The sequence below is a fragment of the Acinetobacter sp. T_3_1 genome (genome assembly GCF_025377055.1).
GTDB lineage: Bacteria > Pseudomonadota > Gammaproteobacteria > Pseudomonadales > Moraxellaceae > Acinetobacter > Acinetobacter kookii.
Window position 1 is genome coordinate 1 of sequence record NZ_JACHVD010000003.1, and the last position, 12,295, is coordinate 12,295.

Here is a 12,295-nt window from a genome sequence, read left to right on the forward strand (position 1 = left end):
TCAGGCAGACAGCAGAAAAGAGGCAAGATAGAAAGTGCGCCTGCCATATTGGCAGGACTTTCCATTTTACTGAGCACCCTTCAACTGCTCTCAGAATATTCAATAGATGAACTGAATGAAATCGCAACCATTGCATTAGGTACCTAAAGATGTGTAGATACCTATGCCCTCTGGGAGAGGGCTGGGGTGAGGGATAATTAGCTACGCTTGAGTAGCTTGTTCAGTAATATCTTCAGATGTTGTGGATTGAGTAGCCTCAGTTTTTTTATTAGCTATTCCAAATGGAATATGTACAGAAGCAATACTTTCAGCGGTTCTTTCAAGGTGAGTAACTTGATCGTCAAAGAATATGTGAGGTTGCAAAATTTCTAGAACTTTACGTTTTTCGATTCCACCTAAGAAAAAGGCTTCATTAACTGTTTCTATTCCCCATGAGCGTAAAGAATTAATTACACGTTTATGAGCAGGTGCATTGCGAGCAGTAACAATAGAAATTCGTAAACGACTTTTATAATCTAAATTTTCGGACTGATATTTTAGTTCTGCTTTTTGTAAAGTAGAAAGTTCTTTCAAAAGTTTATGAAGTGGGCCTTCGTTAGCAGGTTGGTCTGCAAGATTTTTCTCATTTTCAATAAATGCGCCAAGACCACTTTCTTTGTAGACTTGTTCTGATGAATCATCAGCAATAACTCCATCAAAGTCGAAAGCAATACGAAGTTCTTCATCATGTGCTACATCAAATATTTGTCCTTTCAAAATTAGACCAGCGGGATAGCCTGCTGTAATCGCTTGATTCACATCTGTTTCATTTGCTGAAAGGAATAAACTAATATTTAAAGCATCAATATACTTATAAGGTGTACGACCTTGTAAGAAGATAGCTCTTTTAATACCTAATCCATAGTGTTCTATTGAATTCATAACACGTAAACCCGTGTTAGGATCATTTCGAGAAAGCAAAATGACTTCTACAAATGGCTTATCTTTTGGGAAAATACTATTTAAACTAAGTAAACGTTGAATAAATGGGAACGCTACACCTGGATCTAAAAGAGTATTTTCATGTTCACGTTGGTATTCTCGATACGCTAACTCGCCCTGAGTTCTATAAACTGCATCTGAATCTTCTAAGTCAAATAAAGCACTTGAAGCTAAACCTATAACAAGTTTGTGTTCTAAATCATATCCGCTCATAATTTACTTATCCTGAATGTTTAATTTCTTTATGTCATCGGGATCATCGAAACCATCTTGCCTGTTTGGAATAGCTTGATTTCTGATATCAATGTTAGTTATTGATTTTCCTGGTAAACCATTAATGATACCTGTATTTTTTAAGTACTCATAACTATTGGCACCCCATTTAGTAGTCGTAAATAAAGTTATAAGCCAAATACATAGTAAAAATCTTCCAACTTGAATAGGAATTTTACTCACTGATGGTTTTGTGAGAATACGATTTCTAGTAAAAGTAAAAGGGTTATAAGTTCGGAAGAATTTATATGGGTTTGTAGAATAGTATTTTGAGCAAAATAAGCTGAATTTATTAATTTGTTTGATGTGTAATTTTTCATACACTTCTTTTTGAACTATTTCTGTTTTTTTATCAAAAAGTTGATGAAATTCCTTACCCTGATTTTCATAAAATAACTTTAATTTTTTTTCTGATTTATTAACTTCTATTTCCCAGTATTCTTGCCAAAATTTAGCACCTGATGCAGCTTGCATTTGATAAAAGGAAATACCTATACCAACTAAACATATTAAGGTGTGTATCAAAGGAACAGTATTATTGGAGTTAATGATACAAGCTATTAATACTCCTTGAAATATCATGAAAAAATTATTGCGGTGTACTAATTGAGTTATTTCAAAATTTCTAGTTTCAATTGCAACTTCATAGATACGCTTGAAACGACGCTCTTGTTCAGAGAGTTCTTTATTTTGAAATCTATTTTGCAAGATTGATTCAGATTCAATGCTTTTGCGGAGGAGTGAAGAAAAACTTTTTTGCATAAATATAAAGGGCTGAATAATCAGCCCTTTATACACAAAATTGGTTGAATTAACAACACATTAAAGCGCCGCAATCTGCTCCATATTCGCTTTAATCTTCGCTAACTGGTCAGCAAACTCAGCAAGTTTTACTTTCTCGCCTTCAACCACAGCAGCAGGTGCTTTCGCCACAAAACCTTCGTTAGAAAGTTTAGTTGCAATTTGGTCGTGCTGCTTTTGAACCTTGTCTAAGTCTTTTTGTAGACGACCCAATTCCGCTTTCGGGTCAATTAAGCCCTTCATTGGAACGAATACAGATACGTGACCCACGACAGAAGAAGAAGACAATGGTGGTTGTTCGCCATCAGCCAAGAAGGTAATGTTTTCAACTTTTGCCAAGGCTTTGAACAACGGTTCAATACGTGCGATTTGCGCTTTTTCAGCATCCGTCGTGTTTTGCAGAAGAACAGGTAACAAACGTGCATTACCTAAGCCCATCTCACCACGAATGTTACGTACTGCACCAATCAAACCTTGCAGCCATTGCATATCCGCTTCAGCCTGTTCATTGATAAGCGCTTGGTCAGCAACAGGGTACTGAGCCAACATAATGGTTTCGCCCGAAATGTTTAACTTCGGCGCAAGCGTTTGCCAGATTTCTTCTGTCAAATATGGCATTAACGGATGCGCTAAACGTAAAGATGCTTCCATTACCGCAAGAAGAACACGACGCACTTCTGCTTTACGCTCTTCAGACACATTTTCATCGTTCAGAACCGGTTTGGTTAATTCCACATACCAGTCACAGTATTCATTCCAGATGAACTCGTAAATCGCTTGCGCAGCCAAGTCTAAACGGTAGGTTGCAAATGCTGTTTGCACCGCTTGTTCCGCTTTTTGTAGACGGCTCACGATCCATTGTTCAGGCAATTCCCAAAGGTCTTGACGTGCTTCTGAACCAATCGTTTGACCTTCGACATTCATCATCACGAAACGGGTTGCGTTCCAGATTTTGTTGGCAAAGTTACGGTAGCCTTCAACACGTTTCATGTCGAACTTAATGTCACGACCTGTGTTCGCAAGCGCACAGAATGTGAAACGAACCGCATCTGTACCGTAAGATTGAATCCCTTCAGGGAATTCTTTACGGGTTGATTTTTCAATCTTCGCTGCTTGTTTCGGATTCATCAAACCTGTGGTACGTTTTTGTACTAAAGTTTCAAGATCAACACCGTCAATCAAATCTAATGGGTCAAGCACGTTACCCTTAGATTTAGACATCTTCTGACCTTCGCCATCACGTACCAAACCGTGTACATACACAGTTTTGAATGGTACTTGTGGCGTGCCATCTTCATTTTTCATGAAGTGCATCGTAAGCATGATCATACGAGCAACCCAGAAGAAGATGATGTCAAAACCTGTCACCAATACATCAGTCGGGTGGAAAGTATTTAAGAAATAGTTTTCTTTGTCTTTCGCTTCGTCACCTGTCCAACCTAAAGTTGAGAATGTCCAAAGACCAGAAGAGAACCATGTATCCAATACGTCTTCGTCTTGGTTCAATTCAACTTCAGGGGCAATACCGTTTTTCGCACGAACTTCTTCTTCGTTACGACCCACGTAAACATTACCTTCTGCATCGTACCAAGCAGGGATACGGTGACCCCACCACAATTGACGCGAGATACACCAGTCTTGAATATTATTCATCCACGCCATGTACATGTTGCTGTACTGCTCAGGCACAAACTTGATACGACCGTCTTGAACCGCTTCAATCGCAGGTTTCGCAAGCGGTGCAATTTTTACATACCATTGATCCGTCAATAACGGTTCAACGATGACACCTGAACGGTCACCGCGAGGTGGTTTCAAGGTGTATGGTTGAATTTGGTCTAACCAGCCTTCAGCTTCTGCTTGTTCGACTAACTTTTTACGTGCTTCAAAACGCTCTAAACCAATGTAGTCTGCAGGGGCAGGAATGGTTTTAGAAATTTGCTCGCCCGCTTTCGCGATGTATTCAAACTCAGCCAACACTTCAGCATTTTTGTTGAAGATGTTGATGATTGGCAATTCGCAGCGTTTACCGACTTCATAGTCATTGAAGTCATGCGCAGGGGTAATTTTTACACAGCCGGTACCGAATTCTTTGTCGACATATTCATCTTTAACGATAGGAACCGCACGACCTGTAATTGGCAGGATGATGTTTTGACCTACCAAGTGAGCATAGCGTTCATCATCCAGCGCAACGGCAACTGCTGTATCACCTAATAAGGTTTCAGGACGCGTGGTTGCAACCACGATGTAATCTTTACCATCGTGCGTGCGAAGTGATTTATCTTCAAAGAAATATTTGAAGTGCCACAGTGAACCTTGTTCTTCTTTATCAGACTCAACTTCCAGGTCAGAAAGCGCCGTTTGCAGTTTAGGGTCCCAGTTCACCAGGCGTTTGCCACGGTAGATGAGGCCTTCTTCATGCAGTTTCACGAACACTTCTTTTACTGCGTTAGATAGACCTTCATCCATGGTGAAGCGTTCACGTGACCAGTCTACAGAAGAACCCAAACGACGGATTTGACGGGTAATGTTACCGCCAGACTGTTCTTTCCATTCCCAGACTTTTTCGATGAACTTTTCACGACCCAGGTCATGACGGCTAATACCTTCTGCACCCAGCTGACGCTCTACCACCATTTGCGTTGCAATACCGGCGTGGTCCGTACCCGGTTGCCAAAGCGTATTTTTGCCAGACATACGGTTGTAACGCGTCAAGGCATCCATGATGGCATTGTTAAAACCATGACCCATGTGCAAGCTACCAGTGACGTTTGGCGGCGGAATCATGATACAGAAAGACTCGCCTTTTTCAGACGGCTTAAAGTAACCACGCTCTTCCCACGTTTGGTACCATTTTTTCTCGATCTCGGTCGGATCGTAGGTTGTAGCAATATTTTGCGCTGAATCAGTCATAGTTCGAACAGATCAAAAGTGAATAAAAAATTGCATCTATTGTAGCAAAAAAAAACACAGATGAGGCAGCTAAAGAAAATGCAAAAAATAAGCATTTGGCACATACACAATTCGGTTCTATGATGAGAGTATGATAAAAACAGCGCAGATGATCGCAGAACAATTCTAAAAGGAGATAATGATTATGAGTTACTTGATTTCTTTAAAATTAAAAGCAGACACCCACCACAGATTCCGCCAGATTCACCAGCAGCTGAATGAAGGTAAAACCGAAAGCCTGGCGAAACCGCTGGGTGAAGTGCTGGCAGATATTTCCTGTGAAATTGTTGATCAGGTTTTTGGCGAAATTTCGCGTTTATCTACCTCGGGTGACAGGGAGTCAGACAAGGTGGTGCAGCAGATTTTAGATACAGTACGTAAGTATATGCCGTGGTCCGTGTCATTTTTTGGCAATGACCGCCTCATTCCGATGGTCAATTATTTGATTGAAATGGCACATGAAAAAAATGATCAGCACTATATTTCCTATCGGGTTGACCATGTGCTGGTGGTGGAACTGTTAGGTTGTGTGGAACAAGTCAAGAGTGGCAATAGCCAATATGTTTCGCCTGCCTTGAAAGCGTTTACCGAAATGGTCGATCAAGGTGTGACCTATTTGGTGCGTGAACCTAAAAAAATGTTGAAATTCAATTTGGTGGTTGATAAAACCTTAAACGGTGTCATTAGTTTGACCACACAAATGGGCTATAAACGTCTGGAAAAACTGGGTGCTTATTACGATGCACAAGAGACGCATCGTTACCTTGATCATTTTCTGATGTTTTTGAACCAGGAGCCTAAAAATGACAGACCACACCATTCTGAAACCTAATTCAAAACAGGAACGACAACATGGCGCAGCAGGGCAGTTTAAGCAATAAAGTGGTATGGATTACCGGTGCATCTTCAGGTTTAGGCAAGGCACTTGCTCAAGAGTGTGCTTTACAGGGGGCGCAGGTGGTACTGACCGCACGCCGTGTAGATGAACTGGAAAAAGTCCGTTTAAGCTTGACCAATCCTGACCGGCATATTTGTGTCAGTGCCGATATTAGCAATGAAAATCAGGTTCGCCATGCCTATGAACAGGTGCTAAACCAGAAAGGGCGGATTGACTGGCTAATCAACAATGCCGGTTTAAGCCAGCGTGCCTTAATTGCCGACACCACCATGCAAACCGAACGTGCCATTATGGAAGTGGATTATTTCTCGCAGGTGTTTCTGACCAAAACGGTTTTGCCGACATTTCTAAAACAAAAGTCCGGTCGTATTGTCTTTGTTTCCAGCGTGGCAGGCTTGCTGGGCACTCAGTACCGTGCTTCATATTCAGCAGCAAAAGCGGCCATTCATATGTGGGCCAACAGTTTGCGGGCCGAAGTGGCACAGGACGGGGTTGATGTTTCGGTGATTTTCCCGGGCTTTGTCAAAACCAACGTGTCTTTCAATGCCTTAGATGGTGCCGGTAAACCGCAAGGACATCAGGATGAAGCGATTGAAAATGGTTTAGAGCCAGAAGTGTTTGCCAAAACAGTGGTGAGTGCGCTGCTGAACGGTGAAGAATACATTGTGGTCGGGGGAACCAAAGAAAAACTGGGTGTCTGGATGTCGCGCTTATCGCCAAGCACGCTGTATAAAATGATCCGTAAGGCTAAAGTGAAATAATTAAAGCTCCCTCCTTTTTAAAGGAAGCTTTAAAGTCCCCCTTTGCAAAAAGGGGATTTAAGGAAATTCAAACCTTATTTAATTTACTTAACCCTGAACTGCAGTCCCATATGCAAACACTTCTACCATCCCGCCTTGCATGCCCAGCTCTGTAGTACTGAGACGTAAGCCCATAATCCGGGTTGCGCCCATTTTTTCCGCTTCCAGCTTTAAGCGGACAATCGCTTCACGGCGGGCACGTTCAACTATGCTTTCATAACTGGTTAAGCGGCCACCCAAAAAGTTCTGGATATTGGCAATGACATATTTAAAGTAATCATGCGAGATGACCACATTGCTACTGATCATTTGTCCTGGCTGGGAAGACGTTTTAAAGCGGCTATTATCCAGGGTGATATAAGCCAGGCGCTGTTCATTTTCCGCCAGTGAATCCAGGTGCTTGCGTTCATTGTATCTGCCGAAACCAAAACCTATTACAAATAAAATGGCAAAAACAACGATCTGGAGAATCAAGCCATCCATCGCTTAAACCTGCGCCTGAAATGGGTCGGGAAGTTTGGGAAGGTTTGGCTCCACCACAACTGCGGTGCCATATACAAATAGCTCAGATGCACCTTGGGCAATATTCGAGGTTGAAAAACGGATGCCAACCACGGCATTGGCACCCATAGCTTTTGCTTTCTCAATCATGCGGTTCATGGCTTCCTGACGCGACTCTTCCAGCAGCTCGGTATAAGCGGTCAGTTCACCACCGACAATGTTTTTTAAGCCTGCAAGCAGGTCACGACCCACATGTTTACTGCGCACAGTGCTGCCATAGACCACATCAATTTGTCGGCTAATAGTATGACCCGGAACGGTTTCTAAATTACTCAGCAGCATGTTTTGATATTCAAATGAAATAGGATTTATTGAAGATAGAAAATCATGTTTAAAAAAGCAATAAAAAAGCCTGCATGGCGCAGGCTTTTTTATGAATCCAGATTTATTGAGCGCTGTTTGCCGCTTTGCGTTCAGCACTAGAAGGTGCCTGTTGAACCGCATCACCGGTATTGGCTTTCAGGCCACCACCGAGGGTTTTATACAGTTCAACCTGATTGTTCATGTTGGCCTGTTCAAGCAACAATAAACCCTGTTCGGCTGCATATGAGGCACGTTGTGCATCCAGTACCGTCAGGTAGCTGTCAATACCGGCACGGAAGCGGGCATTCGACAGTCGGTAAGTAGTATTGGTTGCATCTACCAGACGGCGCTGCGCGGCCAGACGGTCACCAATATTTTGACGCACGGCCAGGGCATCATTCACTTCGCGGAAAGCGGACTGAATGGATTTTTCATAGTCAGACAAGGCAATTTGCTGGTCTGTTTCTGAAATCTTGATGTTGGCCTTACGTGTACCCCAATCGAAGATTGGCAGGTCGATACTCGGGCCAATCGACCAGACAAATCCACCCGATTTAAACAGGTCGCTCAAGCTGGTCGATGCATAGCCTGCGTTGCCGGTCAAACTGATGGTCGGGAACAGGCGTGCTTTAGCTGCACCAATATTGGCACCCGCCGCAGACAATTTATATTCCGCAGCACGAATGTCGGGACGGTTATTTAACAGGTCACTTGGTAAGCCTGCAGTTAAAGCACTGCTGCTGGTAATACGTGTGATACGTTGCGCAGGCAGCAGATTCACAGGAACTGGTTGACCGACAAGCAGGTTCAGCAGGTTCTGAGCCTGGGCAATCTGGGTCTTGTAATTGGCAACATCGTTACGGGCCGTTTCGACAGAAATCTGTGCCTGACGAACAGGAACTTCACTGTCGATACCGACATCGAAACGTTTCTTGTTGAGGTTATAAGACTCAAGCTGGGCTTTCAGCGTTTGCTCGGCAAGTTTTAAATTTGCATTGGCAAACGAATAATTCAACCAGGCTTGAGCAACCTGGCCAATTAATGCAATTTGAGTCGCATCACGCGCACTTGCAGTCGCTAAATACGTATCTAGAGCATTATCTTTTAGGCTGCGTACACGGCCCCAAAAGTCCAGCTCATAGGCCGTCACACCCAGACCGACATTGTAGCTGGTCATGGCATTGCTGTTGAGCGTGTCTTGACGAAGTACACTGCCGCTGGCACCAATGGTTGGAAGCTGGTTGTTCTGGGTAATCTGATACTGTTGCTGCGCACGCTGAATGTTCAAGGTCGAAGTACGCAAATCACGGTTATTGGCCAATGCCAGATCCAGCACTTGAAGCAAGCGTGGATCGGCAAAAAAGTCTTTATAACCTTGTTCAGCAATTGAAGGTCCGGAACTTGCGGTTAAATAACCCTGTTCTGGAATATTTGCTTGAGCTACGGGCTCTGGGCCACGCATGCTTTGACATGCAGTCAAAGCAAGCGCAAGTGCAGATACCGCAATGCTACGACCTGTAATAGACCATACCTTTTGCATCACGATGCTTGCTCCTGATTATTTCGGTTTTTAGGTTTGTATTTAAAGATACTTCGAATCCAGACATAGAACACAGGAATAAAGAAGATACCCAATAAGGTTGAACTGATTACACCACCCAGTACACCATAACCGACCGAGTGTTGGCTACCTGCGCCTGCGCCTGAAGCAATGGCAAGCGGAAGTACACCAAAACCGAAGGCAAGGGTGGTCATAATGATTGGACGTAAACGCATTTTCGCTGCATGAAGTGTGGCTTCAAGTAAAGGTTCGCCTTTATCTTCCTGCAGCTCCTTGGCGAATTCGACAATCAGGATCGCATTCTTCGCGGCCAAACCAATGACCGCAATAATTGCAACCTGGAAGTAAATGTTATTCGACAAGTTTGGATCTTTCAGCACAATCATGCCGAGGAACGTTAAGCCAATTGCACCCACAATACCCAAAGGAATCACCAGCAGTACCGAGAATGGAATAGACCAGCTTTCATACAAGGCAGCCAGACACAGGAACACGATTAACATCGAAAGTCCGTATAGACCCGCAGTTTGCGAACCTGCTTCACGTTCTTCTAAAGATAAACCTGTCCATTCATAGTCAAAACCGCTCATGCCCATTTGTGGCAGTTTGGCAATGATTTCTTCCATGGCGAGCATTGCATCACCAGAGCTGACGCCCGGTGCAGGGGTACCCTGAATGTTGACCGATGAAATACCGTTATAACGTTCAAGACGTGGCGAACCATAGGTCCATTCACCTGTGGCAAAGGCAGAGAACGGCACCATTTGTCCCAGATTGTTACGTACATACCATTTGTTCAAGTCTTCCGGCATCATACGCGCATCAGGTACGGCCTGAACATAGACTTTTTTCACGCGACCGCGGTCAATAAAGTCATTAATGTATGAACCGCCCCAGGCAATACTCATGGTGCTGTTGATTTCAGAAATGCTGACGCCCATGGCGCTGGCTTTTTCGTTATCGACATAAACCTTGTATTGCGGCGTATCTTCCTGGCCATTTGGACGTACACCGGCCAGACGCTTGTCTTGCGCCGCCATACCCAGAATCATGTTACGGGCAGTAATCAGTTTTTCGTGACCATTACCGGCAGCATCTTTCAACTGCAAGTTAAAGCCCGCAGAAACACCCAGTTCCGGCATTGCAGGAAGCTGCAACGGCATCACGTAAGAGGCATCTTTGGCAATCACGTTCAGGGCCATACCACGCTGGATGATGGCGCCGATTTGAGATTCAGGGGAGGTCCGTTCGCTCCAGTCTTTTAACTTAATGAAGGCTAGACCGGCATTCTGACCGACACCTGTGAAAGAGAAGCCCGCAACGCTGAATACAGAATCGACATTGGCTTTTTCACCTTCCATAAAGAAGCCAGTCATTTGATCAATAACTTTCTCGGTACGGTCCAGTGTGGCGTTCGGTGGCAATTGAACCAGTGTCATCACCACACCCTGGTCTTCATTCGGCAGGAATGAGCTAGGCAGGTTCTTGAACATGAACAATAGACCCGCAATCACCACAGCATAAATAACGCCGGCAATCACTTTATGAATCAGCAGTTTGCCAACCCACTTCTGGTAACCGCCTGACATGCGGTCAAAGCTATGGTTAAACCAGCGGAAGAAGCGCGCGAACACACCATTGCTTTCCGGTTTGTCTTTATCATGCTGTTTGAGCAAGGTTGCACAAAGGGCAGGGGTAAAGGTCAGGGCAATCGCCAGGGATAAAATCATCGCGGTGACAAGCGTGATCGAGAACTGGCGGTAAATGACCCCGGTCGTCCCGCTAAAGAATGCCATGGGTACGAATACTGCAGTCAATACGGTGGTAATGCCGACTAGGGCACCCGAAATCTGTTGCATTGACTTTTCAGTCGCGGTAACCGGATCGAGGTGTTCTTCCTGCATGACACGTTCCACGTTTTCGACCACAACAATCGCATCATCCACCAGCAGACCAATGGCCAGTACCATGGCAAACATGGTGAGCGTGTTAATCGAGAAGCCAAACAGGTTGATGATGGCAAAAGTACCCAACACCACCACAGGCACGGCCATGGTTGGAATCAGGGTGGCACGCCAGTTCTGCAAGAACAGGAACATCACCAGGAATACCAGCACGACCGCTTCAATCAAGGTGTGAACCACACTTTCAATTGAGAGTTTGATAAACGGAGTGGTATCAAACGCCAACTGGTCTTTCAGATCAGCTGGATAGTTTTTGCGCAGTTGTTGCAGGCGTTCTTCAACAGCTGTTGCCGTGTCGAGCGCGTTTGCACCGGTCGCCAGTTTAATTGCGACACCACCAGCAGGTTTGCCGTTGAATTTAGAGGTGAACTGATAGTTGTCAGAACCTAATTCAACTTTAGCCACATCGCCAATGGTGACTTTTGCACCCGAACCGGCATTTTTCAGGAAAATGGCACGGAACTGTTCAGGTGTTTGTAACAGGCTTTGCGCATTTACAGTGGCATTCAGTACCTGGCCTTGAACAGCAGGCGCACCACCCAATTGACCTACGGCAACCTGAGCGTTTTGAGTACGCAGGGCAGCCACCACATCACTTGGGGTCAGCTGATAACTGCTGAGTTTCGCAGGGTCCAGCCAGATACGCATGGCATAAGAACCACCAAACACCTGTACTTCACCCACACCAGCCACACGGCTCAGCGGTTCAGAAATATTGGAGTTGACGTAGTCTTTAATGTCGGCGTCAGTCATTGAACCATTCGGTGAATAGAATGCCAAAACTTGCAGGAAGCTGGCACCCGATTTGGTCACCTTGAGGCCTTGACGCTGTACATCTTCAGGCAAAAGAGCTGTTGCGGACTGCAATTTGTTTTGCACCTGAACCTGAGCGATATCGGGATCGACCCCTTGTTCAAAGTTCAAGGCAATGGAAGCCTGACCGTTACCGGCACTATTTGAAGAAATATAGCGTAAGCCGTCCAGGCCATTCATTTGCTGTTCAATAATCTGGGTCACTGTATTTTCTACAGTTTCAGCAGATGCACCCGGATAGGTTGCAGCAACGGTTACCGTTGGCGGTGCAATGGTCGGATATTGTGCAATCGGCATTTTGCTGAGGGTCAAAATACCCGCCAGCATAATCACCAATGCAATCACCCAGGCAAAAATCGGGCGATGAATAAAAAAGTGAGCCATT

9 protein-coding genes and 1 pseudogene are annotated in these 12,295 nt (G+C 44.6%); 3 read left to right on the forward strand and 7 right to left on the reverse strand.

Annotated features, from left to right (window positions below; all coding sequences use genetic code 11):
* A pseudogene (locus H4I94_RS04845) lies at positions 1-147 on the forward strand (transposase); the annotation flags it as partial.
* Between the two features lie 54 nt (positions 148-201).
* Here the strand turns inward: H4I94_RS04845 and H4I94_RS04850 are convergent.
* From H4I94_RS04850 to H4I94_RS04860, 3 genes are read right to left on the reverse strand one after another with little or no spacing between them, the layout of a single operon-like run.
* Entirely contained in the window at positions 202-1,194 is a 993-nt protein-coding gene (locus H4I94_RS04850) for a 5'-nucleotidase (RefSeq protein WP_261182000.1), read from the reverse strand.
* 3 nt (positions 1,195-1,197) lie between these two features.
* The gene (locus H4I94_RS04855; protein WP_261182002.1) at positions 1,198-2,016 is read right to left on the reverse strand and encodes a hypothetical protein; all 819 of its coding nucleotides are present in this window, start codon (positions 2,014-2,016) and stop codon (positions 1,198-1,200) included.
* A 60-nt stretch (positions 2,017-2,076) separates the two neighbouring features.
* The gene (locus tag H4I94_RS04860; RefSeq protein ID WP_261182003.1) at positions 2,077-4,971 is read right to left on the reverse strand and encodes a valine--tRNA ligase; all 2,895 of its coding nucleotides are present in this window, start codon (positions 4,969-4,971) and stop codon (positions 2,077-2,079) included.
* 184 nt (positions 4,972-5,155) lie between these two features.
* On the opposite strand from H4I94_RS04860, the gene H4I94_RS04865 reads away from it, so the two are divergent.
* Both H4I94_RS04865 and H4I94_RS04870 read left to right on the forward strand, forming a co-directional pair.
* Positions 5,156-5,842, forward strand: coding sequence for a hypothetical protein (locus tag H4I94_RS04865; RefSeq protein ID WP_261182005.1), 687 nt, complete (start codon positions 5,156-5,158; stop codon positions 5,840-5,842).
* Between the two features lie 20 nt (positions 5,843-5,862).
* Positions 5,863-6,669 (forward strand): SDR family oxidoreductase, encoded by an 807-nt coding sequence (locus H4I94_RS04870; protein WP_261182006.1) that lies wholly within the window; start codon positions 5,863-5,865, stop codon positions 6,667-6,669.
* An 87-nt stretch (positions 6,670-6,756) separates the two neighbouring features.
* On the opposite strand, the gene H4I94_RS04875 is transcribed toward H4I94_RS04870, so the two are convergent.
* The 4 genes from H4I94_RS04875 to H4I94_RS04890 form a co-directional block, all read right to left on the reverse strand.
* Positions 6,757-7,191: a YbjQ family protein gene (locus tag H4I94_RS04875; RefSeq protein WP_261182007.1), complete on the reverse strand. Its 435-nt coding sequence runs from the start codon at positions 7,189-7,191 to the stop codon at positions 6,757-6,759.
* A 3-nt stretch (positions 7,192-7,194) separates the two neighbouring features.
* Positions 7,195-7,551, reverse strand: a complete 357-nt coding sequence (locus tag H4I94_RS04880) for a YbjQ family protein (RefSeq protein ID WP_092819859.1) — start codon at positions 7,549-7,551, stop codon at positions 7,195-7,197.
* Between the two features lie 103 nt (positions 7,552-7,654).
* Positions 7,655-9,112: a multidrug efflux RND transporter AdeIJK outer membrane channel subunit AdeK gene (gene adeK, locus H4I94_RS04885; protein WP_092819754.1), complete on the reverse strand. Its 1,458-nt coding sequence runs from the start codon at positions 9,110-9,112 to the stop codon at positions 7,655-7,657.
* The gene (locus H4I94_RS04890; protein WP_261182009.1) at positions 9,112-12,294 is read right to left on the reverse strand and encodes an efflux RND transporter permease subunit; all 3,183 of its coding nucleotides are present in this window, start codon (positions 12,292-12,294) and stop codon (positions 9,112-9,114) included. Before H4I94_RS04890 ends, adeK begins: the two co-directional genes overlap by 1 nt.
* Position 12,295: the final 1 nt, after the last annotated feature.